Below are 24117 nucleotides of genomic sequence, written 5' to 3'. Positions count from 1 at the left end.
TGCGTCAATGTACGCGCAAGAGGCAATGATGCTCACCTGTCCGAGATGCGCCATTCGTTCATGAACTCCGCCAACGGTCCCGACGACTCCATGTCGCCCTGCTGCTGCGCCCGCCGCAGGTCCCGGTACAGGCCGGCGATCTGGTCGAGCGTCGCGCCCTGGCGCCCCTCGTCGAACTTCCTGGCCGCGTTCTGGATCTTCTCCCGAACCTTGGCGGCCACCTCGGGGTTGATCCCGCCGGAGTTCTCCTGCAACGACACCGCCTCGTCGAACCTCTCCAGCCACGTGCCCCACCCGCCCGGCGGTACCTGGGGTCCCAGGGTGGCCTTGGGAGGCGCCGACTCGCCGGACTGGTCGAGGTCCGGCAGGATCGTGGCCACCACTCCGGGGGACGGATCGCCGGTCGGCGACTCGGTGACCGGCTCCGGCGTCTGCGTGGGCGTCTGGCTGGGCGCGAACGTGGTGGGCGTGGCGCTCGGCGTGGTCACCGCCACGGGTTCCCGGCGTGCCCCGGCCCACATCACCATGCCCACGGTCACCGCCACGATGGCCGCCACGGCCACGCCGAGCTGCACGAAGAGCTTGCGGTTGGACGGGGGCGCAGCCTCCAGGTCGTCGTGCTGGTAGACGGCGGTATCACCGGCCCGTGCCCCGCCGCCGGGTCCGGCCGTCTGATAGATCTCGGTGGCGCCGTGCCCCGCGGCGGCCCCTGGGTCTGCCTCGGCGGGCCCGTCACGTCGCACAGAACCCGCCGGCTCAGGTCCGCCCGCGGACCGCGCGGGCGCGGTCACCACGCCGTCGCGGAAGGCGGCGCCGGTGACGGGTGTGGCGCCGCCGACCGGCGTCGCGCCGGGGTTGGCGCGCGGCCGGGCGATGGCGGCCAGCGACCGGCGGATCGCCTCGCCGCTGGACGGCCGTGCCGCCGGATCCTCGGCGATCATGGCCAGCACCAGCCGGTCCAGCTCGGCGGGCACCTCGGCCCGGTACGCGCTGGGCGGCACGGGCTCAGCACGTGCCTCAGCCTCAGCCTCGGCTTCGACCTCGGCTTCGACCTCGGCTTCGACCTCGGAAGAAGCGCCATCGGCCTCTCCGGCGCGCTCGTGGGAGGCGGCGGTCCCGGCAGCGCGTCCCGGCCCCTCGAAGGGCGGGCGGCCGCAGAGCAGCTCATAGCAGACGCACCCGAGCGCGTACACGTCCCCGTAGGCCTGCGCCTTGCCCCCGGCGGCCCGCTCGGGCGCCGCGTACCGGCCGTCGATCGCCGACGGCTCCTGATCACCGAGCCCGAACCCGACGACCTTGAGGACCCCGCTCCCGGCCCGCCGGAAACTGTCAGGATCGATCTCCCCGTGCACCACCCCGGCCCGATGCGCGGCGTCGAGCCCCGCCGCCGCCTGCCCGATGAGATCGCACACGTCGACGATCTTCATGGGCCCGCCTGCGGCCAGTTCCTCGCCCAGGCTGAGCCCGGTGAGATACTCCATCACCAGGAACGGGGTCCCGTCGCGCTCGCCGACGTCCAGCACCATGGCCACGTTCGGATGGATCACCTTGGCCACGGCCTGGGCGTGCCGTCTGAGCCGCTCCCGCGTGGCGGCCTCCGCCGCCTTGGCGCCGAGCAGCTTCACGGCCACGACCCAATCGGCGCGCGTGTCGTACCCCCGCCACACCTCGCCCATGGGCCCGCTGCCGATGAGCTCGTCCAGCCGGTACCGGCCGGCGACCGGCGTCGCGTCGGACATATCCCCGCCAATAACTCGAACATCAGGATTTCCGACCCACGATAGGGCCACCCAGCCCCCTTCGCCTCCTCATGGGCTCGTTCGCCCCCTACCCGGCGATCTCCTTGATCGTCTCGATCAGCCGCACCCGGTCCTCGTGCGTCCGGCCGAGCGGCGTCACGTTGAGCGTGGTCACCCCCGACTCCTTCAGCGCCTGCACCCGGTCGCGCACGAAGGCCTCGCTGCCGATCAGCGACATCTTCTCCAGCAGCTCGCCCGGCACCAGCGCGGCCGCCTCGTCCTTCTTGCCCTGGAGGTAGAGGTCCTGGATCTGCTCGGCCTCCTTCTCGTAGCCGTAGCGCCTGGCCAGGTCGTTGTAGAAGTTCTTGCCCTTGGCGCCCATGCCGCCGATGTAGAGGGCCGCCATCGGCCGCCCGAACTCCAGCAGCCCCGCCGCGTCGTCGCCGATCGCCAGCGACGCCTGCGCGATCACGTCCAGCTCGCCCAGCTCGGGATCCCGCTTGGCCTGGCCCGCGGCCAGCGACGGCCCCCACACCTCGCCGGCCTTCTCCGGCACGTAGAAGATCGGCTCCCAGCCCTCGGCCAGCTCGGCGGCCAGCTCGACGTTCTTGGGCCCGATGGCGGCGACCACGATGGGGATGCGGGGGCGTACCGGATGGTTGATGATCTTGAGGGCCTTGCCGAGGCCCGTGCCCTGGCCCGGCGGGAGCGGCACCGTGTAGTGCTTGCCCTCGTGCTCCAGCCGCTCGCGCCGCCACACCTTGCGGCAGATCTCGATGACCTCCCGGGTACGCCCGAGCGGCGCGGTGTACGGCACCCCGTGGAACCCCTCGATCACCTGCGGCCCCGACGCGCCGAGGCCGAGGGTGAAGCGGCCGTCGGAGACGTAGTCCATGCCCGCGGCCGTCATGGCCAGCAGCGTCGGCGTGCGCGAGTAGACCGGCAGGATGCCCGAGGCGATCTCCAGCCGCTCGGTCTTGGCCGCGATGTAGCCCATCTGGCTGACGGCGTCGAAGGAGTAGGCCTCGGCCACGAACACGATGTCCAGTCCGGCCTTCTCGTAGTCGGCCAGCTCGGCGACCGACTCCTTGAAGCCGCCCGAGTAGTTGAGTGCCATACCGATCCGCATGCCGGGCTCCCGATGAAACCGAATGTTGTTCCGTTCAGACCGCAACAGGCTACCGCGTCGGCGTGTCGGGCAGGGAGCCGCTAGCCTGTTTCGAGTGCTGAGACGGGTTGTGGTGGTGGTGTCGGTCGTGGTGGCCGCGACCCTGGCGGGGCACCAGCTCATCCCCGCGCTCGGCGGGTTCACGCCCGTCATGGAGAGCCTGCTGCCCTGGATCGGGTTGTCCGTGCCGCTGCTGCTCGCGGGCGCCGCGCTGGCACGCTCCACGGCGGCCGCCGTGGCTGCGCTGGTGCCCGGCGTGGTCTGGGCGGTGATGTTCGGCTCCACACTGCTCCGCACGTCCCCGGGCGGACCGAGCGACCTGACCGTGGGCACGGTCAACGTGGGGGTGCGCAACAGCGCCTCGGGCGAGGCCGTGCGGGCGATCGCCAAGGACCTCGACCTGCTGGCTGCCCAGGAGCTCACCAGCGGCGGACCCGCGGCCAAGCAGCTCAACAAGATGTTCAAATACCACTACCCGGTCAGCACGGTGGGCCTGTGGAGCCGCTACCCGATCAGCGAGACCAAGCCGCTGGACGTCGGCCTGGGCTGGCCGCGGGCCCTGCGCGCGGTGGTCGCCACGCCGAAGGGCAAGGTCACCGTCTACGTCATGCACCTGGCCTCGGCCCGGCCAGGGCACACCGCCTCCCGCGACGCCTCGCTCGCGCGGGCGCGCAAGCTCGTCGACGCCGACTCCAGCAAACGGATCCTGCTGCTCGGCGACCTCAACACCGCCACCACCGACCGTGGCATGCGGGGGCTGACCCCGCCGCTGACCGACGCGCAGAGCGTGGCGGGCGAGGGATTCGGCTTCACGTGGCCGGCGAGGTTCCCGGTCACGCGGCCGGATCACATCCTGTTCAAGGGCATGAAGGCGACCGAGGCGGGCGTCGCCCCGGCGACCGGCAGCGACCACCGGGCGGCGATCGCCTCATTCCGCCTGTAGCAGGCTCAGATCGGCAGGCGTGTCGATGTCGGCGGGATCGCCGTGCTCGTCGCACGGCACCTCGGTGACCAGCTCGGGGTGCGCCTTGAGGAACGGGCGGGCGCCGACGTCGCCCACGGCCCGCTCGGCCACCTCCGCGAAGTGCTCTCGGGCGATCAGCACCGGGTTCCTGCGCTTGCCCGCGTACGTGGCGACGGCCACGCCGGCGCCCGCGCCGATCAGCGCGCGCACCGCGCCCGGACGGATCAGCGGCTGGTCGACGAGGGCGATCACGACGGCCTCCGCCTCCTCCGGCAGTGCGGCGAGGCCGACGCGCAGGGAGGAGCCCATGCCCGACGCCCAGTCCGGATTGCGTACGGTGACCGCGCCGCGCACCTGCACGGTGGCCGCGCCCAGCACGACCACGACCGGGTGGCAGCCGCCGTCCTCCAGCAGCCGCACGCCGCGGTCGACCAGGCGCTCGCCCGCGTACTCGACCAGCGCCTTCGGCGTGCCGAGCCGGGCGCCCTGACCGGCGGCCAGCAGCAGCCCCGCGATCTTGCCGGCCCTCATGGGGCCTCGTGGTGGATGCGGCCCTCGGTGGTGGTCAGCGGCCGGCCCGTGCCACCCCAGCGCAGCTGGATCAGCTCGGCGGCGATCGACACGGCCGTCTCCTCGGGCGTGCGCGCGCCGAGGTCGAGTCCGATCGGGGACCTCAGCCTGGCCAGCTCCTCGTCGGTGAGCCCGGCCTCGCGCAGCCGGTCGAGCCGGTCCTCGTGGGTGCGGCGCGAGCCCATGGCCCCGACGTAACCGGCGTCGGTGCGCAGCGCCACCTCCAGCAGCGGCACGTCGAACTTGGGGTCGTGGGTGAGCACGCAGATCACCGTACGCTCGTCCACCTGCACGGACGCCAGGTAGTCGTGCGGCCACTTGACCACGACCTCGTCGGCGTCAGGAAAACGCTTGGCAGTGGCGAAGATCGGCCGGGCGTCGCAGACCGTGACGTGGTAGCCGAGGAACTTGCCCACCCTGGCCACCGCGGCGGCGAAGTCGATGGCGCCGAACACCAGCATGCGCGGCGGCGGCGCGAACGAGTTCACGAACACCGCCAGGTCGTCCAGCCGGCGCTCCCCCTGCCCTCCGTAGTGCCGGATGCCGGTCAGGCCCTGGGCGAGCATGCCGCGGGCGTCGTCGTCCACGGCCTCGTCCAGGCGTTCAAGGCCGAGGCTGCCCGACGAGCGGTCCGGCCAGATGACCCTGCGGGCGCCGATCTGACCGGGCCCCGAGACGACGGTGGCCACGGCGACGGGCTCGTGCGCCTCCACGGCCGCCACGATCTCCCCCAGTTCCGGAAATGTCTCGATCGAGATGGGTTCGACCAGGACGTCGATGATGCCGCCGCAGGTGAGCCCGACGGCGAACGCGTCGTCGTCGCTCACCCCGTACCGCTGCAGGACCGGCGCGCCGGCCACCGTGGTCACCTCTGTGGCCAGCTCGAACACCGCGCCCTCGACACACCCGCCGGACACGCTGCCGACCACCTCGTCGCCGCGCACCGCCATGGCCGCGCCCGGCGGCCGCGGCGCGCTGCTGAACGTGCTCACCACTGTCGCGAGCCCGAACGTGAGTCCCGACTTCCACCACGGCAGGATTTCCCGAAGCACGTCACGCATGGGCGAGCCTTTCGCTGAGTTCCTCGTACGCGGCCAGGCTATGCCCGGCCACCAGGTCGTCGAGGTACGGCAGAGCGGCCCGCATGCCACCGGTCAGCGGCTGATACTCCTCGTACCCCTTGTGCGGATTGACCCAGATCACGCGGTACGCCTGCCTGGCCAGCCTGGCCATCTGCGTGCCCAGCAGCTCCGGATCACCACGTTCCCACCCGTCCGACGCGATCACGGCAATCGCTCCTCTCGCGCTGAAACGGGTGAGGTATTCCTTGAGTTCCTCCCCCAGCCGGGTCCCGCCGCTCCAGTCCGGTATGACCTTCGACGCCTCATTGAGCGCGGTGCCGGGATCGCGGTGGCGCAACTCGGCGGTGATCGGGGTGAGCCTGGTGCCGACCGAGTAGACCTTGGTGGCCCGCGGCTCGCTCCTGACCAGCGCGTGCGCGAAGCGCAGCAGCGTCTCGGCGTACGGGGCCATGGAGCCGCTGACGTCCACGAACAACACGACCGTGCGGGGCCTGGTGGTGTGCCTCTTGTGGCGGAGCCGGGCCACCTCGCCCTTCCTGAGCGCGTCGCGGATGGTGCGGCGCTGGTCCAGGCTCCCCCGGTGCGCGCTCTCGAAACGGCGCGAACGCCGCCGCGCCCGGCCGCTGCGCAGCATGGCCAGCATCCGGTGCACCTCCGCCCGCTCGGCCTCGGTCAGCCTGGCCACGTCGCGGTGGCGCAGGATCTCGGCCCGGCTGGCGGTCGCGGGCGCGGCGGTGCCGTCGTCGGCGCCGTCCTGTGCGTCCTCCCGCGTGGCCAGGTGCCTCGTGACGGTGGTCGTGCTGGTCCGCGCCATCGCCGCCCGCCGCCCGCCGAAGTAGGCGGCGAAGCATCGGTCGTACCTGGGCAGGTCATCGGGCGTGGTGCACAACGTGAGCCGCCCGGCCCAGTAGACCTCGCCTCGGTCGGTCACGTCGAGGTGGTCGAGCGCCTGCAACATGCTCTGCGTACGGTCGTGATCGGCCCCCACCCCCGCCGCGCGCAGTGTTCTGGCGAACCCCGTCACGGTGGCGACGAGATCACCCACACGGTCACGCATGGGTGAGCAGCCCGTTGCCGAGCACGTGCGCGACGTCCTCCCGGTACTTCAACGCCGCCCCCAGCGTGGCGGCGGCCAGGCCGGGGTCGAGGTCCTTGGCCCCCAGCGTCAGCAGGGCCTCCGTCCAGTCCAGCGTCTCGGCCACCCCGGGCGGCTTGACCAGGTCGGCCTGCCGCAGCCGCTCGGCCGCCCGCGCCACCTGCATGGCCAGCGTCTCGGTGCAGTCCGGCAGCCGCCGCAGCAGGATGGCGACCTCACGGTCGAAGCTCGGGTGCTCCAGCCAGTGGTAGAGGCAGCGCCGCTTGAGCGCGTCATGCACCTCTCGCGTCCGGTTGGAGGTCACCACGACCACCGGCGGCGTCGTCGCCCGGACCGTGCCCAGCTCCGGGATCGAGATCGTGAAGTCGGACAGCACCTCGAGCAGGAACGCCTCGAACTCGTCGTCGGCCCGGTCGATCTCGTCCACGAGCAGCACGCTCGGCTGGGTCTCGATGGCCTTGAGCAGCGGCCGCGCGATCAGGAACCGCCGGTCGTAGATCTCCCCCTCGAGCCTGCTCACGTCCGTGATCCCCGCGGCCTCCGCGGCCTTGAGGTGGAGCAGCTGCCGGGCGAAGTCCCAGTCGTACAGCGCCTGGGCGGCGTCCAGCCCCTCGTAGCACTGGAGTCTGATGAGCGGCGCCTTGAGCAGCGTCGCCAGCGTCTTGGCCAGCTCGGTCTTCCCGACCCCCGCCTCCCCTTCGAGGAACAGCGGCCGCCCCATCCTCAGCGCCAGGAAGGCGGCCGTGGCCAGCCCTTCGTCGGCCAGGTAGGCGTGCCGGTCGAGAAGCTCGATGAGCTTGTCGGGCGACTCGATGTCCATTGCCTTGATTGTCCGCCGCAGCACGCCTTCAGGCTACGTCGTCACCGGCTTTGACGATATTCTCCGCCGCAATCGATCGCTCACAGTAAGCCAAGACGCCGGTCACCATGGCTAGGTCTCGCGCGCCTCCCCGCGCTCCCGGATCAAGGCCTCCAGCTCGGCCGTGGCCCGGCGGGCGCGGGGTTTCTCGGAGCCCTGGATGCCCATGGCGCCGATGGTCCGCCCGTCCGAGAAGTCGATCCTCGGCCACGGGTCTCCGACCAGCAGCGTGACCTCCAGGATCTCCGGCCACGTATACCGATGCGTACGGACGGCGTTCACGATCGTGATGCCCTCGTCGTCGGCCTCCACCCGCACCCGCCCCAGCAAATGCAGCACAAAGGCCACCGCGCACCCGAACGCCACGAGCGCCACCCGGTCGGGCAGTTTGAACGGCTCCGCGATGAAGACGGCCATGACCACCGCCCCCAGCACGATCAGCACGGCGAAGCCGTACGCCACGATCCTCGGCCGGCGTGGACGCCAGGTGACGGGCAGGGGCGGAGACTGGACGGGCTCTGACACGAACGGAAACCTACCGCAGCTCAGTGGAGGTTCCGCAGGAGGAGGGCGGTCTCGAGCGCAGCGACGACCGACTCATAACCCTTGTCCTCCTTGCTCCCCGGCAGACCCGACCGGTCCAGGGCCTGGTCGAGCGTGTCGCAGGTGAGCACGCCGTTGCCGACCGGGGTCTCCTCGTCCAGCGAGATCCGGGTCAGGCCCGAGGTCACCGAGTCGCAGACGTACTCGAAATGGGCGGTCTCGCCCCGGATGACCGCGCCCAGCGCCACCACCGCGTCGCAGCGGCGGGCCAGCGCCTGGGCGACCACCGGGATCTCCAGTGAGCCCGGCACCCGTATGACGGTGGCCCTGGCGCCGCTGTCGTCGCAGGCCTGCACGGCTCGCGCCACCAGCTGGTCGGTGATCTTGGCGTGCCAGCTGGCCGCCACCACCCCCACCGTCAGCCCCGAGGCGTCCGGCACCGTGACGCCCGCCCGTCCTTCTCCGCTCATGTGGCCTCCTCCGTCGGCCACATGAGCGGTCTCCGGCTGTGTCTAATTGATCGCTCGCTACGCTCGCTCATGACGCCTCCGAGATGTCGTGGCCGAGGCGGTCGCGCTTGGCCATCAGGTAACGCTCGTTGTAAGGGTTCATGGCCACGGGCATGGGCTCGCGGCCGAGGACCTTGATGCCGTAGCCGTCCATGCCCTTGAGCTTGGCCGGGTTGTTGGTGAGCAGCCGCACCGACTTCACCCCGAGGTCGGCGAGGATCTGCCCGGCGTTGGAGAACTCCCGCGCGTCCACCGGCAGCCCCAGCTCCACGTTCGCGTCCACGGTGTCGCTGCCGTTGTCCTGCAGGCTGTACGCCCTGAGCTTGGCCAGCAGCCCGATCCCCCGGCCTTCGTGGCCGCGCAGGTAGACGATCACGCCGCGGCCCTCCTGCGCGATGGCCGACATGGCGTTGTCAAGCTGCACGCCGCAGTCGCAGCGCAGCGAGCCGAACACGTCGCCGGTCAGGCACTCGGAGTGGGCCCGGACCAGGACGTTCTCGCCGTCGCTCAGGTCGCCGTAGACGAGCGCGACATGTTCGCCGCCGTCCAGTGCGCTGGAGTAGCCGTAGGCCCGCCACATTCCGTACACGTTCGGCAGCCGCGTCTCGGCGACCCTGCTGACCATGCTCTCGGCCCGCCGCCGGTGGTCGACGAGCTGCTCGATGGAGACCAGGGCGAGACCATGCTCGTCGGCGAAGCGGCGCAGCTGGGGCAGCCTGGCCATGGTGCCGTCGTCGTTGACGATCTCGGCCAGCGCGCCCGCCCCCGACAGCCCCGCCAGCCTGGCCAGGTCCACGGCCGCCTCGGTGTGCCCGCGCCTGGCCAGCACCCCGCCCTCTTGGTAGCGCAGCGGGAAGATGTGCCCGGGGCGGACGAGCTCGTTGGGCTCGGTGGCGGAGTCGGCGAGCGTGCGGATGGTCTTGGCCCGGTCGGCGGCGGAGATGCCGGTGGTGACGCCGTCCCTGGCGTCCACGGTGATCGTGTACGCCGTGCGCATGCGCTCCTTGTTCTGGAACACCATGAGCGGCAGCCCGAGCCGGTCCAGCTCCTTGCCCTCCATGGCCACGCAGATCATCCCGCTGGTGTGCCTGATCGTGAACGTGCACAACTCCGGAGTGGCCTTGACGGCGGCGAAGATGAGGTCGCCCTCGTTCTCCCTGTTCTCGTCGTCGACCACCACGACGGGCTTGCCGTTGCGGATGTCCTCGATCGCCCGCTCGATCGGGTCGAGCTTGATCTCGCTCATGGCGCAACCGCCTCCGCCACGGCCAGCGGGGAGGACCGGTATTCGCGCAGCCACTTCACGAAACCGATGAGGACCAGGACGAAGAACACGCCGTAGACGGATCCGGAGACCACCAGGCCCGAGCTGAACGCCAGCGGCACCCCGACCAGGTCAACGGCCACCCACACGATCCAGAAGTCCACCAGCGCGCGGCCCTGGGCCCAGGTGGCCACGGCGCTGCCGACGAAGATGTAGGCGTCGGCGGCCACCAGGAAGGCGCCCTTCGGCAGGGGCTCGTGCGCGCCCCACGACAGGCCGGTGGCGAAGAACAGCAACCCGACCACCGCCGTGCCCAGCAGCATGAGGGCGATCAGCAGCAACCGCTCCATCGGCTCGGCAGGCCTGATGCGCAGTTGCCTGCCGTTCTGCGTGCCGCGCCGCCACGCCCACCAGCCGTAGATCGCCAGGCCCGCGAACATGGCTTGCTTGAGCGCGTTCCCGGTGATCTGCGCGTTGATCGAGGCGATGAACAGCAGCACCGAGCCGGTGAACTGCACCGGCCACGTCCATATCGATTTCCGCATGGCGAGCAGGACCGTGGACAGCGCGGCGATGTTGCCGATCAGGTCCGTCCAGAGCACGTGTGTGCCGAATACGGTGAATCCGGCGTTCGCCCAGTTCACTGTCTGGCCACCAGCCTTTCCACATACTTCGCGATCACGTCGACCTCGATGTTCACCATGTCGCCCACCTGGCGTTCGCCCATGGTGGTGAGCTTCAGCGTGGTCGGGATGAGGCTCACGCCGAAGCTGTCGTCGTCAACCGTCGTGACCGTCAGGCTGATTCCGTCGATCGCGATCGAGCCCTTCTCCGCGACGTAGCGGCTCAGCGGCTCCGGCAGGGAGAAACGCAGGTCGTCCCAGCTGTCGCCGGGCTCGCGGGACAGCAGCACGGCGGTGCCGTCCACATGGCCCTGCACGATGTGGCCGCCGAGGCGCTGGTCGGCGCGTACGGCCCGCTCCAGGTTCACCGGCGAACCCTCGGTGAGGCCGCCCAGGGAGCTGCGGTCCAGCGACTCCTTGATCACGTCGACCGTGAAGACGTCGCCCTCGGTCTTCACGACGGTGAGGCACACGCCGTTGACCGCGATCGAGTCGCCGTGCCGCGCGTCGGAGGTGACGATCGGGCCGCGCACCGCCAGCAGGGCGCCGCCGCCGGCCCGGTCGATGGCGACGACCTCGCCTTTTTCCTCGATGATTCCGGTGAACATCACTGCTCCCTGCATGGTTGTGCGATGGGCCGGGCGATTAGCCGTACATCCGGTCCAATGGGGGAAATTTCGTCAAATGTCAGGCGGTGCATGTGGCCGATCGTCCCCACCCCGGCCGCGCCGAGCGCGGCCCGCCCGGAGCCGAGCAACGCGGGCGCGAGGTAGGCGACCACGCGGTCGGCCAGGCCCTGCCGCAGGAACGCTCCGGCGAGCGTCGGCCCACCTTCCAGAAACACGCTGACGACCTCGCGCGCGGCCAGCTCACGGAGGAGAGCCTGCAGGTCCAGGCCGTCGCCGTGACGGGGCAGGCGCAAGAGGCCGGCTTTGAGATCGGTCGTGATGTCGTCGGCGACCGCGATCAGCGTCGGCGCCGCGTCGTCGAGGACCTTGGCGTCCGGCGGCGTCCTGCCCTCGGTGTCGACGACGACCCGCAGCGGAGCCCGGACACCCGCTCCATCGCCGGCATGCGCGCCATCCCAGGAATCGGCATGTGCGCCAGAGCCGACGTCCAAGCCGGAGCCGGCACCGGCCGCACGGCCGGCGTTCGGACTCGCCGCACCGCCGGCGTTCAGAGCGGAGCCGGCGTTCAGAGCGGAGCCGGCGTTCGCGGCGAGACGGGGGTCGGCGGCGGGGCGGGCGGTGAGGCGGGGGTCGTCGGACAGGACCGTGCCGATGCCCGCCACGATCGCGTCCGCGGCCGACCGCCACCGGTGCACGTCGGCCCGCGCCTCCGGTGAGGTGATCCACTGGCTGGTCCCGTCCTCGGCGGCCGACCTGCCGTCGAGGGTGGCGGCGAACTTCCAGGTCACGTGAGAGCGCCCGAGCCGCGCGTAGGTGAGCCACTCCTCGTTGACCCGCTCGGCCGCGCCCTCCAGAACACCCATCGTCACGGCGACCCCGCCGGCCCGCAGCCGCGCGGCGCCGCCCGCCGCCTTCGGACTGGGGTCGGCGACCGCGACCACCACCCGCGCGATCCCCGCGTCGAGCAGCGCGCGACTGCACGGACCCGTCCGGCCGGTGTGGTCGCAGGGCTCGAGCGTCACGTACGCGGTGCCGCCTTTAGCCCGCTCTCCCGCCTGCGCCAGCGCCACGACCTCGGCGTGCGGCCCGCCGGCGTACACGTGGAACCCCTCGCCGGCCACCGCGCCGCCGGCGTCCACCACGACGCAGCCCACGACGGGGTTGGGGCTGGTGGTGCCGTGTCCGTGCCCGGCCAGCGCGACGGCGCGCGCCATGTGCGCGGCGTCCTGCTCGGGTATCTCCACCCGGGTCTCCTACTCGCCAGTAGCTCCAAGCCACGGCGGGCCCCGGGGGACTCGAGTGGTGCACAGATGCACCACAGAAGGCATCCGGCAGGTATGCCGGACACCTCGCGCGCTACCTCCCATCCGGACTTTAACCGTCGGTCCCGGAATTTCACCGGGTCAACCGGCCGATGGCATCGGCCGGGTCGCGGACTATCACCGCCGGTTCGGAGTTTCACCGACCCCGGAGCACGCTAGCTTTCTTCCGCTATCAGTGTGCCATGCCCGAAACAACGGACGCGACCACCCCCACCGTTTTAACCAAGCGTCCGCTTCAGGCCGCCGTCAGCCGGTGCGCGCGGCGGGCCGCCGGTGAGTAGCGGACCTGGGCGGGGACCAGTCCGAGCCCGGTGTGCAGGGTACGCAGCGTCGCGGTCGCCCACAGGTCGCCGACGGGCGTGGCGGGCAGCCCGTACAGTCTCCTCGCCCAGCGCGGCAGCGTGGCGAAGGCGAGGATCATCAGCGCGGGCACGGCGGGCTTGAGCGGCAGCAGCAGGCGCGGGAGCGGCGCGTTGAGCGACAGGCGCAGCGGATGGGCGGCCTCGGGTACGAAACGCAGCCCGGGACGCGCGGCGGCGATGTAGTCGTGCAGCTCGGCCACCGAGCCGGGCACGTCCGCGCCGTCCAGCCCGACGACCTCGGCGGCCCGCCGCCACTCGTGGACGAAGGCGTCCGCCTCGTCGTCCGTCAGCCGCACGCCCGCTCGGCGGGCGACGGACAGGTAGGAGTCGACCTCGCCGACGTGCACCCAGCGCAGCGCCTCCGGCTCGTCCAGGCGGAACGTGGTGCCGGTGTCCGGATCGTAGGCGGTCAGCCTGGCGTGGATCTTGCGAACCCGGCGGCCGGCCTTTTCGACCTCGGCGCGGGTCCCGTACGTGCGGACGCGGACGAACTCGGTGGTGCGCACGAAGCGCGACCACGCCTCGTTCGGATCCATGAGCGCGGAGTTCTGCAGCACTCCGCGCATCGCCCGCGGATGGAGCCCCTGCATGAGCAGAGCCCGGATGCCGCCCACCAGGAGGATCGGCTCCCCCATCACCCGCCACGTCACCGAACCAGGGCCGAAGATCCCATGGTCGCCCATAAGTGGATAGTTACCCAGTTCGGGGATGATGTTAACGAACTACTACGTTTTCACTCCATGGCGCGGGTGGCGGCGGCACGCAGCGCGTCGATGGCGGCCACCGGGTCGGATGCGCCGTAGACGGCGCTGCCCGCCACGAACACGTCGGCGCCCGCCTCGGCGCACCGCCCGATGGTCTCGGCGTCCACTCCCCCGTCGACCTGCAGCCAGATGGCGCCGCCGTGTCGTTGGACGAGCGTCCGCGCGCGGCGGATCTTCGGCAGCACCACGTCGAGGAACTTCTGCCCGCCGAACCCGGGCTCGACGGTCATCAGCAGCAGCATGTCGATCTCGCCGAACAGATCCTCGTAGGGCTCGACGGCGGTGGCCGGGTTGAGCGCGAGCCCGGCCCGCGCGCCGAGGGAGCGGATCTCGCGCAGCGTGCGGATCGGGGCCCTGGCCGCCTCCGCGTGGATGGTCACGCTGCCCGCCCCGGCCTCCGCGTATTGCGGCGCCCAGCGGTCGGGATCAGCGATCATGAGGTGGCAGTCGAGGGGCGTCGCGGTCGCCTTGCGCAGCGCCTCGACCACGGGCAGCCCGAGGGTGAGGTTGGGCACGAAGTGGTAGTCCATGACGTCGACGTGCAGCCAGTCGGCGTTGGGCACGGCGGCGGCCTCGTCGGCGAGCCGGGCGAAGTCGGCGGCGAGGATGCTGGGCGAGATCTGTACGGCCATGATTTGCCTCAGTCTAGTGAACGGCCTGCGCCTGTCTCGCCCGGGACATCAGCCCGAGCCTGATGAACACCAGCGGCGCCCCCAGCTGCACCCAGAGCCCCAGCACCGCGTATCCGGCGTACGTCACCACGCCGCTCTGGGGCAGCAGCCGGCTCTGGACGTACCAGATGAGCACGGCCACGGCCGTGCCGAGCAGCCAGCGGGCGGCGCGCAGGCCGAACGGCCCGCCTGCGTCGAACCAGCCCATCCTGTGCATGATCGACGCCCCGGCCAGCGTGCCGAACAGCACGCCCGCCATGGTGACGATCGTGGTCGGGCTCTCGGGCGCGATCTGGCCCGCAGCGCTCCAGGCCGCAGGCAGGGACCAGCCTGCGTACGGGGCGTTGGCCAGCGCGGCGGCGCCGATCAGCGCCCCGGAGAGCACGGCTGAGGCCGCCACCTGCGCCCAGAGCTCCAGCCCGCGCCACCACGCCGTCAGCGGGCGTTCCAGCTTCAGCACGAGCAGCAGCACGGCCGCGCCGAGCAGCACCCCGGTCACCACATCCGAGATGAAGTGCACGCCCAGGTAGACGCGGCTCAGGCAGACCAGCCCCGTGAGCCCACCCGCCGTCCACCACGCCCACGGCCTTGCCGCGGTCACGGCCAGCCGGCCGAGGCCGGCGGTGCCGTTCTGGGCGTGTCCCGACGGCAGCCCGAAGGCTCCTTCGAGGGAGAGCGGGCGCACCCGGCCGTCGATCCAGTACGGCCGGGGCTGGTGGAGGGCCAGCTTGGCGATCGCGTTGGCCGCCGCGGAGACCATGACCGTGAGGGCGAGCCGCAGCGCCAGCTTGGGATCGACGCACCAGTAGAGAACGGGCAGGCACAGCAGGAAGAACGTGTCCGTGCCGAACACGGACACCAGTTCCAGCACCGGCCGCGCCCAGTCCGGCCACTGCTGGAGCCAGATGATCGGCCCCAGCTCCGCTCGATGAAGGTCGTCCAGGAAGTCCACGGCATCGATCCGACCACATCTGCCCAGGGGAACGGCACATCAACCGGCTGCCGCGTCCCGTCGGTCGTCAGGTCCGTTTGCGGAGCATGGCCAGGAACATGGCGTCGGTGCCGTGCCGGTGCGGCCAGAACTGGGCGTGCGGGCCGTCTCCCAGTCCGTCCACCTCAGGCAGGTAGTCCCGGGCGTCGAGCTGCTCGACGTCGTCCCTGCGCCCGATCACGTCCCCCACCACGACCCGGGTCTCGGCCAGGTGCGGCGAGCAGGTGACGTACGCCACGACCCCACCGGGGCGTGCCGCGTCCAGCGCCGCGCCGAGCAGCCGCCGCTGCAGCCTGCCGAGCTCGGCGATGCCGGACGGGTCGCGCCGCCACCGCGCCTCGGGCCGCCGCCGCAGCGCTCCCAGCCCGGTGCACGGCGCGTCGAGCATGACTCGGTCGAACACCCCCGGCCGCCACGCGGGCTCCATCCCGTCCGCCGTCACCACCGACGCGTGCCGAGTGGTCTGCCAGACCAGCCGGGCCCGGTGGTATTGCACGTCGGCGGCCAGCAGCCGGGCACCGCCCTGGAACCCGGAGGGATCGCCGTGGGTGGCGATGGCGTCGAGCAGGCCTGCCTTGCCGCCGGGCCCGGCGCACATGTCGAGCCACAGCTCCTCGCCCTCGCGCTCGACCTGCACCCGGGTCAGGGCGAGCGCCACCAGCTGGCTGGCCTCGTCCTGCACGGCGGCACGCGTCCCGGCCACGGCCTCGATCCGCCCGGGATCGCCTTCGGGCAGGTAGGCGGCGTAGGGGGAGTAGCGCCCCGGGGTGGCGCCCGCGTCCTGGAGCTCCTTGACCGAGCTGCGCCCGGGACGTGCGACCAGCGTCACCAGCGGCCGGGCGTTGTCGGCGTCGAGCAGGTCGGCCAGCTCGCCGTCCCCGCCGAGCGCGTCGCGGAAGGCCGTGACGATCCACCGTGGATGGCCGTAGGAGACGGCGAGGTGGCCGACGGGGTCGTCGGCCGGGTCCGGCGCGACGATGGGCAGCCAGTCCTCGAGCGCCCTGGACGCGATCTTGCGCAGGACGGCGTTGGCGAACTTGGCCGCGCCGGGGCCGACGCGCAGGCGCACGAGGTCGACGGTGGTGCCGACGGCCGCGTGCGGTGGCACGCGCATGCGCAGAAGCTGGTGTGCGCCGAGCCGCAGGGCGTCGCGTACATCGGGGTCGGGCGTGCGGTCGCTGCACAGCTCGATGATCGCGTCGTAGGTGCCGAGGCCGCGCAGCGTCCCGTAGGCGAGCTCGGTGGCCAGCGCGGCGTCACGGCCCGTGATGCCGCGGTCGCGCAGGAGGCGAGGGAGCAGCAGGTTGGCGTAGGCGTCGCGTTCGTCGACGGCGCGCACAACGTCGAAGGCGGCGTTGCGGGCGGGGTCGCGCGGCGGCCTGCTCGGCCCACGCGAACGTCCTCCGCCACCGCCCGCGCCTCGGCCCGCACCGCCGCCCGCATCCCGGCCCGCACCGCCGCCCGCGCCTCGGCCGCCGGCCGCATCCCTGCCCGCACTGCCGCCCGCGCCTCTGGTCCTCATACCGTCAGACTTCCCCGATCGGGTCACTCAAAGGTCTCTTTGCCCTCCGGGCGGACTCCCCGAGCCCACTCGACGGCCTCCATCAGCCGCTTGCCCTGCGGCTGCACCTCACCCAGCCGCACGGCTTCGGTGGCGGTCCCGACCAGCACGGTCGTCTTGGTGACGGCGACCTCACCGGGCGCCAGCCGCTCACCGGAAACCGGCACGACCGGGCCCAGCTTGATCCGATGGCCCCTGAACTCGCTCCACGCGCCGGGGTTGGGCACGCAGGCCCGGATCAGCCGGTCCACGTGCATGGCGGGCTTGGCCCAGTCCACCCGGGCATCGTCCACGTTGATCTTGGGAGCGATGGTCACACCGTCCGCCGGCTGCGGCCGTGCCTCCAGGGCGCCGTCCTCGACGCCGTCGAGGGTGGCCGCGAGCAGCCCCGCCCCCGAGACGGACAGCCGCTCGAGCAGCGTCCCGCTGGTGTCGGTGGTGCGGATCTCCTCGGTGACGACACCGTAGACGGGCCCGGCGTCCAGCTCCTTGACGATCTGGAACGTGGTCGCGCCGGTGATCGCGTCACCGTGCAGGATCGCGTGCTGGACGGGCGCGGCGCCGCGCCAGGCGGGCAGGATCGAGAAGTGCAGGTTGATCCACCCGTGGCGGGGCACGTCGAGCGCGGACTGCGGCAGCAGCGCCCCGTACGCCACCACCGGGCAGCAGTCGGGCTCCAGCGCGCGCAGCCGGTCGAGGAAGTCCGGGTCACCGGCCTTCAGCGGGCGCAGCACCTCGATGCCCGCCTCCTCGGCGAGCGCGGCCACCGGCGACGGGTGGACCTTGCGTCCCCGCCCTGACTGTGCGTCGGGGCGGGTGACGACGGCCACCACCTCATGCCGCGGCGAGTCGATCAAGGTGCGCAGCGACGGCAGGGCCGTCTCCGGTGTGCCCGCGAAGACCAGACGCATGCTCTCAGAGCGCCTTTCCGCCGGTCGCGTGCGGCGAGTATTTGACCACGGGGGCGGACAGGCCGCTCCACTCGGCCTCCCGGACCGCCTTCATGGCCAGCTTGCGCTGCTTGGGGTCCATACGGTCGATGAACAGGATGCCGTCGAGGTGGTCGGTCTCGTGCTGGAAGCAGCGGGCCATGAGGTCGGTGCCCTCCAGCACGACGGGCTCCCCGTGCATGTCGAAGCCCTTGGCGACGGCACGGATCGCGCGCGGCGTCGGGAACGACAGGCCGGGGAAGGACAGGCAGCCTTCCTCGCCCTCCTCGTCGAGCTCGGACGACAGGTCGAGGTCGGGGTTGATCAGGTGGCCGAGCTGCTCGTCCACGTAGTAGGTGAACACCCGCAGGCCGACGCCGATCTGCGGGGCCGCGAGGCCCGCGCCGGGCGCGTCCATCATCGTGTCGGTGAGGTCTTTGACCAGCTTGCGAAGCTCCTTGTCGAAGTCGACGACCGGGGCCGCCGGGGTGCGCAGCACCGGGTCTCCGAACAGCCGGATCGACTGGATCGCCAAGGGGTCACTCCGTTTCTCGCACGTGGATCAGGCCAGTTTAGTGTGCTCGAGCGACCGGGCCTTCATCGCGGCTTTGCGGGCCGCCTTGACAACCGCCTGATCGTCATGGGCGGCGGCCAGCATGTCGAGCACGGCGATCGTGTCGGGGTGACCGACCCCCGGCATCGCGGCGACGAGCTTGATCAGGTCCTCCCCCGGCTCCGGCGGGTCGAGCCGGCCCGCGACGGGACCGGACAGGTGCATGAGGGCGGCCAGGGAGTCGACCGCGATCCACGTGTGATCCTCAGGGCTGAGCGGCGGCGCCTCCAGGTCGCGGATGTGCAGCCAGGAGGCGGCGTAGCGGCGCGTCATCGGGTGGTCGAGCGCCTGCCTGACCGGCGCCTGGGCCTCCGGGCCCAGCTCCTCCAGGATCGCGCCGACCGCGCCGCGCTGGCCGGCCGTGCCGGACGCGGCGATCTCGATCAGGTCGCGGGCGGCGGACTCCGGCGGGCGGCGCTCCAGCCAGCCGGCGACGGCGCTCTGCGTGGCCGAGCCCTTGACGAGCGCCTCGACCAGCTCGGCCGCCGACAGGTCGGCGAACACCTCCACTTCCTCCGTGGTCGGCGCGTCGTGCCCTTCGCGCAGCAGATCGCGGCGGATGGCCCAGACGCCGAGCGGGGTGAGGGCGGTGCGGCCCGCGGCGGTCTGCTCGACCAGGCCGCAGTAGGTCAGCAGCGACAGCGCCTCCAGCAGCTCGGCGGGCAGCGCGGCGGCGATCCTGCGCATCTCGACGGGCCCCGGCGCGCAGGCGACCTCGTGCGATTGCAGGATGCCCCTGGCGAGGTTGGCGGTGGCCACGCCGGAGCGCACGGAGTAGATCGTGGCGAGCATCTCGGCCAGGTGGCCGTCGACCACGGCCGAGCCGGTCAGGCCCTCATCGGCGCGGTCGAGCACGTCCATGACGACGCCGTCCCAGAACTCCAGCATCGCCTCGGCCGTGAGCTGCGTCGACAGCGGCCCGCGGGAGGCCCGGCCGCCGGCGATCCGCAGCAGCCCGGTGTTGACGGCGACGATCCAGACGAGCCTGAGCCGGACGGCGGGCAGAGCGAGCTCGTCGGCGGCGGCCGCCGCGTCGGCCTCGCGGAGATGCCCGTCGGCGCTCACCTCGCGGGCGCCCGTCCATGTGGTGAGCCTGATGGCGTCGGCCACGAGCGGCACCGTGGGCACCGTCGCGGCCAGCTCGGCGTCGGGGGCCAGCAGGACCGGCGGAAAGGTCAGCGCCTCGTGCTCCCCCGCGGTAGGCTCCTCGGCCGGCTGTGGCGGCACAGCGGCCTGCTCATCGATCAGCTTGCGCAGCTCGGAGAGGTCGAAGACGTTGTTGGCCACTCACGAAACTTACTGCACAGGAGTCACAGGGGCGTACTCAACGGATGGCACGGGAGCGGGCTTTGAACGCGGCCTTGCGTGCCGCCTTGGCGACCGTGCCGTCGGGGATGGAGCGTCCGAGCAGCTCCAGGACCTCGACGATGTCGGGGTGGTCGACCCGCCACATCTCCTCGATCATATGGGCGGGCGGGCCGGAGGCGGCCATGTTCTCGGCGAAGATCTCGGGGTCCTCTTCGGCCGCCGGCATGGCCAGGGCGAGCATGTCGACGCTGACCCAGAGCAGCTCCTCCTGGGTGAGCTGCGGGGCGGACAGGCCGCGGGCGGCCAGCCAGTGGATGACGTGCGGCCGCAGCTCCTGGTCGTCGAGATGGTCGCGGACCTGGGGCTCGGCTTCCGCGCCGAGCCGGTCGACGATGGTGATCGCGATGCCGCGGGCCACGGCGGGCGCGCCGGAGGCGGCGGCCAGCAGCTCGCCGGCGGCCTCGCCGGCCGTCCTGCCGGTCAGCCAGCGGCTGATGTCGCCCTCGGCGAGCTCGGCGGGCACGCCTTCGAGCAGACTCTCGATGAGGGCGAGCGCGTCGGCGTCGGCGAGGTCCGGGGCTTCGGGGGCGTCCAGGCCGAGCGACAGGTAGTGCTCGCGCAGTGCCCAGACGGCGAGCGGGGTGAGCTCGGTCTCGTCGCCCGCGACCTTGATCATGCCGCACCAGGCCAGCCGGTCGAGCACGGCGGCCAGGTCGAGCTCGCCTTCGCCGGCGATCTCGTCGAGGTAGTCGCCGATCACGGTGACGGGCACGCGCACCTGGAGCCGGTAGAGCATGTCGAACAGATCGTAGAGACCCTCGTCGACCTCGGTGGAGCCGGTGATCGCGCCGCGCGTGTCGCGGTCGAGGATGCGGGCGACGGCCTCGGCCCATTCGCGCAGCGGCTCGCCGGTGCGCGGCAGCGGCCGCTCCCGCAGCATTGGCACGGTCCTGAGGGCGGCGAGGAGCTCCTCCGGCGAGGCCAGCCTGGCAGGCGGCAGCGGCGCGCAGCCCGGGCAGTCGCAGGGCGCGTCCAGATCGCCGCCGAGGTCGGGCAGCTCGCCGGACGGGATGGCGATCGACTGCTCGAGCGACTCCGGGCCGATGGAGCTGAACAGGCTCTTGGCCATGCCGAAGTTGGCGGGGTCGGCGAGCGCCTCGGACATGCGCGGCTCGATGTCGTCGAGCCGCTCGCGCATCCGTGCCGCGAGCTCCTCGGGCACCGTGCCTGCCTCGCTGAGGTAGCCGACGAGGGTACGGGCGGCGGCGATGGTCTCCGACGCGCTCTCCGGAGGCGTGATGACCTTGCGCGGGTAGATGGATAGCAGCAGCTCGTCGAAGGTTTCCGGAGTGAAATCGCCGAGTTCGTTGACGTTGAGGTAGTCGCTGGCGTAGTCGCAGAGCAGGCGGACCTCGTCCGCATCGACCTCGACATCCTGCGCGCGGCCCCAGGCACGCAGATCGTCGATGGCCTGGTTCACCCATTCGATCGACACATGGGCACGCTAACGGCTGGTCTCCAGATGAGCGAATCGGGGAAATGGTTTAAATCAGGTCGAGGGGGTCGACACTCACCCTCACGACATCTGGTGTTTTGCGCGCCGCGCGTACTCCGCTGGCCCCTTTCAGCGCGGCGGCCAGCGCGGCGCCGCCGTTCCTGCGCACGCGGATCATGGCGCGTTCCTGGCCGGCGTCGTCGACGGGGACGGGGCCGAGCACCTGCGCGTCGGCCGGGAGGCGTACCTCGTCGAGCATCTGCCTGACCGCGCTCGCCGCGCCGGTGAGCGTCGCCATCCTGACCGCGGGCGGGAAGCCCAGCTCGACGCGGTCGGCCAGCTCGCGCTCGGCGTGGGTGACGGGGTCCCATCGCAGCAGGGCCTGTACGGCGGGCAGTGCGGCGTCCGCCAGCACCACCAGTTCGGCGGCGGGGCGCAGGAGCGCGGCGGCGTTCATCCAGCGGCGCACGGCCTCCTCGCCGGCCCGCAGGTCGGCCCGGCCCAGCAGGGCCCACCCATCGAGCAGCACGGCGGCCGCGTAGCCGCCTTCTGCCACGGGTTCGGCGCCGGGCGTGGCGACGACCAGGGCTCTGGTGGCTGGCACGGAGGCCAGCACGCCGTCGCGGCCGGACGTGCGCACCTGGACCGAGGGGAAGGCCCTGCCCAGCTCCTCGGCCGTGCGCCGGGCGCCGACGACCACGGCGCGCAGGCGCGGGCTGCCGCAGGAGGGGCACCGCCAGTCGGCGTCCACGCGCCCGCACCAACGGCAGTAGGGGGCTGCGTGGCCGCCTCTCAGCGCGAGCGGCCCGTGACAGAACGCCGCCGGCTCGGCATGCCCTCCCATGGACGCCAGGCTCTCGCCCAACGACCCCATGAACGCCACGCCCTCGCCCAACGGCCCTATGGACGCCGAGCCGCCACCCAGCGGCCTCGCCGCGCCCGACCCGCCTAGGGACTCCGGCGCGCCCGCCTCTCCCAGGGACGCCGCCCCACCGGCCCCGCCCAGGTGCATCGGACCACCCGCCCCTTCCCGGGACACCGGACCTCCCGCAGCCGCCGGTCCACCCGCCCCTTCCCGGAACGCCGAACCTCCCGGCCCTCCCGGAGCCGCCGGTGCATCGGGGCCGCCCTGGGACGCCGGGCCGTCCAGCCCTCGGGGGGCCGCCGGCTCGTCCGGCCTTCCCGGGGTCCCTGAGCCGCCCAGCCGTCCTCGGGACTCCGGACCGCCCGGCCCTGCCGGGGGCCGGGCGCCCGGCCCTCCTTGGGGCGCCTGCGCGGGTGGAAGGCGCGACGGCTCCTGGCCGCCCCGGCCTCCTGCGGGAGCGGGATTCACCTGCAGCGCCAGGGGAACGTCCAGCGTAAGACCGCCCGGGGGCCCGACCAGCGGGAGCGACGTCGGGGAGCCCGCGCCGGCGCTGCCGCCGAGCGGGACGGCCGCCGCCAAGAGGCCCGGGGCCATGCGGGTGGGCGGAAGGGTGCAGCGAGCGGGGGCGCGGCAGTGGCGGCAGGCGAGGGCGGGCAGATAACCGCGTCTCGGGACCTGGACCAGGACGGGCCCGCTCTCCAGCCCCTGGCGCAGGGCCCGCCACGCGAGGCTGGGCAGCCTGGCCAGGCGGGCGGCCTGGTCCTTGGCGAGCTCGGCGTCCTCTCCCGCGGGCCGCACTCGTGGGGCGAGGCTCCTGATCGTCGTGCGGGCCGCCACGATGGGCCTGGCCCAGCGACTGGCGATGAGCTGCGTGGCCTCGGCCGTGCGGGCGTATCCGCCGATCAGCATCGCCGCGCCGGTCCTGTGCGCTCTGAGGCCGAGGACCTCCCGGGCGTGCGGGTAGGGGGCCAGGCGCTCGGCGTGCAGGTCGTCGCCGTCGTCCCAGATGACCACCAGGCCGAGCTCGGCGACGGGGGCGAACATCGCGGCGCGGGTGCCGACGACCGCGCGTACCTCGCCCCTCAGCACCTTCAGCCACCGCCTGTAGCGCTCGGCGGGACCTAGGTCGGCGGTGAGCGCCACATGGCTGCCGGGGCCGAGCACCCGCGCGAACTCGCCGTCGGCCAGCGCCACGTCCTTGCCGTCGGGGACGACGACGACGGCTCCCCTGCCGCCGTCCAGCGTCGCCCGCACCGCCTCGGCCATCGCGCCGGCCCACCCCGTGGCGCCGGGCAGGGCGGACCACACGGCCCGGGGCGCGCGCCCCTTGTGGAGAGCGTCCAGGAACGAAGGGCCGCTCGGGTACGCATCCCAGGCGCTCCCGCCCTGCGTCGGCGCGGCCGGCCGGGGGGCGGCGTCCTCCGGGACCTCCGAGGCGGCCCGCGCGTCCGGCTTGGGCGTCTCGCCCTCGGCCCTGGCATGGCGCGGCGGGATGGCGAGCCGCAGCACGTCGACGAGGGTGCCTGCGTACCGGTCGGCGACCGCTCTGGCCAGCCCGGCGATCTCCGGCGTCAGCACCCGCTCCGGGGAGACCACGCGTTCGAGCGGCGTCAGCCGGCCCTCATGCTCGCTTTCCTCGATCCGCTCCAGCAGGAACCCGTCGGCCAGCTTGCCCGCGAACCGTACCCGCACCCGAACGCCCGGCTGGGCCGTCTCGTGCATGGAGGCGGGGATCAGGTAGTCGAAGGGGCGGTCGAGGTGCGGCAGGGGGTTGTCCACGGCCACCCTGGCCACCGGCCGCTCGGGAGCGGGGACGACGGCGCCCTTGGTGTCCTTCGACGACGCTGGGGGCCGCACGGCGTCGAGCGGCAGAAGGGCGTCGTCGGAGTCGGTCACGACTAACGTCTACCAGACGCCACCACCCGCAACGCCCGGACTTCGCGCCCGGGCACCCCACACCGCCCCGCCCACCTAGCCCTCGCCGACCATCTGGCCACCAGGAACCGGCCACTCGCCGACCACCCGGCCGTTACGAACCGGCCACCCTCGCCGATCACCTGGCCGTCGCCGGACGTTCGCCCCGAGCCGCACAGCACGAAGCCGCGCCGCATCGATGTCGGGAGGTCCCGGAAAACCCCGGCAACCGGCTGCCGCAGCGGTATATCCCAAGCACCCACAAGCCCCGGGACA

At 72.4% G+C, this 24117-nt stretch carries 22 protein-coding genes and 1 riboswitch; of the genes, 1 reads left to right on the top strand and 21 read right to left on the bottom strand.

What is annotated here, in order from left to right; translation table 11 throughout:
- Positions 1–32: 32 nt before the first annotated feature.
- A complete protein-coding gene (locus Q9G87_RS30815; RefSeq protein WP_305920010.1) occupies positions 33–1739 on the bottom strand; it encodes a serine/threonine-protein kinase in 1707 nt (568 codons plus the stop codon).
- An 88-nt stretch (positions 1740–1827) separates the two neighbouring features.
- Positions 1828–2868 (bottom strand): LLM class F420-dependent oxidoreductase, encoded by a 1041-nt coding sequence (locus Q9G87_RS30810; protein ID WP_305920009.1) that lies wholly within the window; start codon positions 2866–2868, stop codon positions 1828–1830.
- A gap of 94 nt (positions 2869–2962) precedes the next feature.
- Between Q9G87_RS30810 and Q9G87_RS30805 the strand changes: the two genes are divergently transcribed.
- Positions 2963–3850: an endonuclease/exonuclease/phosphatase family protein gene (locus Q9G87_RS30805; RefSeq protein ID WP_305920008.1), complete on the top strand. Its 888-nt coding sequence runs from the start codon at positions 2963–2965 to the stop codon at positions 3848–3850.
- Here Q9G87_RS30805 and Q9G87_RS30800 read toward each other — a convergent pair.
- From Q9G87_RS30800 to Q9G87_RS30710, 19 genes are all read right to left on the bottom strand, one after another.
- Positions 3836–4402 (bottom strand): nucleotidyltransferase family protein, encoded by a 567-nt coding sequence (locus tag Q9G87_RS30800; protein ID WP_305920007.1) that lies wholly within the window; start codon positions 4400–4402, stop codon positions 3836–3838. The genes Q9G87_RS30805 and Q9G87_RS30800 overlap by 15 nt on opposite strands.
- Complete coding sequence (locus Q9G87_RS30795; protein WP_305920006.1) at positions 4399–5502, bottom strand: XdhC family protein; 1104 nt, start codon at positions 5500–5502, stop codon at positions 4399–4401. The genes Q9G87_RS30800 and Q9G87_RS30795 overlap by 4 nt, the downstream gene beginning before the upstream one ends.
- Entirely contained in the window at positions 5495–6580 is a 1086-nt protein-coding gene (locus Q9G87_RS30790) for a vWA domain-containing protein (protein ID WP_305920005.1), read from the bottom strand. Before Q9G87_RS30790 ends, Q9G87_RS30795 begins: the two co-directional genes overlap by 8 nt.
- Entirely contained in the window at positions 6573–7439 is an 867-nt protein-coding gene (locus Q9G87_RS30785; RefSeq protein ID WP_305920004.1) for an AAA family ATPase, read from the bottom strand. Before Q9G87_RS30785 ends, Q9G87_RS30790 begins: the two co-directional genes overlap by 8 nt.
- A gap of 111 nt (positions 7440–7550) precedes the next feature.
- On the bottom strand, positions 7551–8003 hold the full coding sequence (locus tag Q9G87_RS30780) for a PH domain-containing protein (protein WP_305920003.1): 453 nt from the start codon (positions 8001–8003) through the stop codon (positions 7551–7553).
- Positions 8004–8023: 20 nt separating this feature from the next.
- Positions 8024–8491: a 6,7-dimethyl-8-ribityllumazine synthase gene (ribH, locus tag Q9G87_RS30775; protein ID WP_305920002.1), complete on the bottom strand. Its 468-nt coding sequence runs from the start codon at positions 8489–8491 to the stop codon at positions 8024–8026.
- Between the two features lie 67 nt (positions 8492–8558).
- Complete coding sequence (locus tag Q9G87_RS30770) at positions 8559–9776, bottom strand: bifunctional 3,4-dihydroxy-2-butanone-4-phosphate synthase/GTP cyclohydrolase II (protein ID WP_305920001.1); 1218 nt, start codon at positions 9774–9776, stop codon at positions 8559–8561.
- Entirely contained in the window at positions 9773–10438 is a 666-nt protein-coding gene (locus Q9G87_RS30765; protein ID WP_305920000.1) for a nicotinamide mononucleotide transporter family protein, read from the bottom strand. Before Q9G87_RS30765 ends, Q9G87_RS30770 begins: the two co-directional genes overlap by 4 nt.
- Positions 10435–11025, bottom strand: a complete 591-nt coding sequence (locus Q9G87_RS30760; RefSeq protein WP_305919999.1) for a riboflavin synthase — start codon at positions 11023–11025, stop codon at positions 10435–10437. Before Q9G87_RS30760 ends, Q9G87_RS30765 begins: the two co-directional genes overlap by 4 nt.
- Entirely contained in the window at positions 11025–12290 is a 1266-nt protein-coding gene (ribD, locus tag Q9G87_RS30755) for a bifunctional diaminohydroxyphosphoribosylaminopyrimidine deaminase/5-amino-6-(5-phosphoribosylamino)uracil reductase RibD (protein WP_305919998.1), read from the bottom strand. Before ribD ends, Q9G87_RS30760 begins: the two co-directional genes overlap by 1 nt.
- A 105-nt stretch (positions 12291–12395) precedes the next feature.
- Positions 12396–12526, bottom strand: a riboswitch (FMN riboswitch).
- A 77-nt stretch (positions 12527–12603) separates the two neighbouring features.
- The gene (locus Q9G87_RS30750; RefSeq protein ID WP_305919997.1) at positions 12604–13413 is read right to left on the bottom strand and encodes an oxygenase MpaB family protein; all 810 of its coding nucleotides are present in this window, start codon (positions 13411–13413) and stop codon (positions 12604–12606) included.
- A 50-nt stretch (positions 13414–13463) separates the two neighbouring features.
- A complete protein-coding gene (gene rpe / locus Q9G87_RS30745) occupies positions 13464–14126 on the bottom strand; it encodes a ribulose-phosphate 3-epimerase (protein WP_305919996.1) in 663 nt (220 codons plus the stop codon).
- A gap of 13 nt (positions 14127–14139) precedes the next feature.
- The gene (locus Q9G87_RS30740; protein WP_305919995.1) at positions 14140–15117 is read right to left on the bottom strand and encodes a phosphatase PAP2 family protein; all 978 of its coding nucleotides are present in this window, start codon (positions 15115–15117) and stop codon (positions 14140–14142) included.
- Between the two features lie 67 nt (positions 15118–15184).
- Positions 15185–16678: an RsmB/NOP family class I SAM-dependent RNA methyltransferase gene (locus Q9G87_RS30735; protein ID WP_305919994.1), complete on the bottom strand. Its 1494-nt coding sequence runs from the start codon at positions 16676–16678 to the stop codon at positions 15185–15187.
- 23 nt (positions 16679–16701) lie between these two features.
- Positions 16702–17628 (bottom strand): methionyl-tRNA formyltransferase, encoded by a 927-nt coding sequence (fmt, locus tag Q9G87_RS30730; RefSeq protein WP_305919993.1) that lies wholly within the window; start codon positions 17626–17628, stop codon positions 16702–16704.
- A gap of 4 nt (positions 17629–17632) precedes the next feature.
- The gene (gene def / locus Q9G87_RS30725) at positions 17633–18181 is read right to left on the bottom strand and encodes a peptide deformylase (protein ID WP_305919992.1); all 549 of its coding nucleotides are present in this window, start codon (positions 18179–18181) and stop codon (positions 17633–17635) included.
- 27 nt (positions 18182–18208) lie between these two features.
- The gene (locus Q9G87_RS30720; protein WP_305919991.1) at positions 18209–19546 is read right to left on the bottom strand and encodes a hypothetical protein; all 1338 of its coding nucleotides are present in this window, start codon (positions 19544–19546) and stop codon (positions 18209–18211) included.
- Between the two features lie 37 nt (positions 19547–19583).
- Positions 19584–21062 carry a hypothetical protein gene (locus Q9G87_RS30715; RefSeq protein WP_305919990.1) on the bottom strand — a complete coding sequence of 493 codons (1479 nt, stop codon included), beginning with the start codon at positions 21060–21062 and terminating at the stop codon, positions 19584–19586.
- 49 nt (positions 21063–21111) lie between these two features.
- On the bottom strand, positions 21112–23823 hold the full coding sequence (locus Q9G87_RS30710; protein ID WP_371825852.1) for a primosomal protein N' family DNA-binding protein: 2712 nt from the start codon (positions 23821–23823) through the stop codon (positions 21112–21114).
- Between the last annotated feature and the right edge of the window lie 294 nt (positions 23824–24117).

The organism is Nonomuraea turcica, from assembly GCF_030718205.1.
Taxonomy (GTDB): Bacteria; Actinomycetota; Actinomycetes; order Streptosporangiales; family Streptosporangiaceae; genus Nonomuraea.
This window is presented reverse-complemented; position numbering and strand designations above follow the sequence as displayed.

Coding starts and splice junctions, on each gene's coding strand:
- fmt (WP_305919993.1), bottom strand. CDS start 17,628: ATGCGTCTGGTCTTCGCGGGCACACCGGAGACGGCCCTGCCGTCGCTG.
- ribH (WP_305920002.1), bottom strand. CDS start 8,491: ATGAGCGGAGAAGGACGGGCGGGCGTCACGGTGCCGGACGCCTCGGGG.
- Q9G87_RS30795 (WP_305920006.1), bottom strand. CDS start 5,502: ATGCGTGACGTGCTTCGGGAAATCCTGCCGTGGTGGAAGTCGGGACTC.
- Q9G87_RS30760 (WP_305919999.1), bottom strand. CDS start 11,025: ATGTTCACCGGAATCATCGAGGAAAAAGGCGAGGTCGTCGCCATCGAC.
- Q9G87_RS30770 (WP_305920001.1), bottom strand. CDS start 9,776: ATGAGCGAGATCAAGCTCGACCCGATCGAGCGGGCGATCGAGGACATC.
- Q9G87_RS30750 (WP_305919997.1), bottom strand. CDS start 13,413: ATGGGCGACCATGGGATCTTCGGCCCTGGTTCGGTGACGTGGCGGGTG.
- rpe (WP_305919996.1), bottom strand. CDS start 14,126: ATGGCCGTACAGATCTCGCCCAGCATCCTCGCCGCCGACTTCGCCCGG.
- Q9G87_RS30800 (WP_305920007.1), bottom strand. CDS start 4,402: ATGAGGGCCGGCAAGATCGCGGGGCTGCTGCTGGCCGCCGGTCAGGGC.
- Q9G87_RS30785 (WP_305920004.1), bottom strand. CDS start 7,439: ATGGACATCGAGTCGCCCGACAAGCTCATCGAGCTTCTCGACCGGCAC.
- Q9G87_RS30790 (WP_305920005.1), bottom strand. CDS start 6,580: ATGCGTGACCGTGTGGGTGATCTCGTCGCCACCGTGACGGGGTTCGCC.
- Q9G87_RS30815 (WP_305920010.1), bottom strand. CDS start 1,739: ATGTCCGACGCGACGCCGGTCGCCGGCCGGTACCGGCTGGACGAGCTC.
- Q9G87_RS30810 (WP_305920009.1), bottom strand. CDS start 2,868: ATGCGGATCGGTATGGCACTCAACTACTCGGGCGGCTTCAAGGAGTCG.
- Q9G87_RS30735 (WP_305919994.1), bottom strand. CDS start 16,678: ATGAGGACCAGAGGCGCGGGCGGCAGTGCGGGCAGGGATGCGGCCGGC.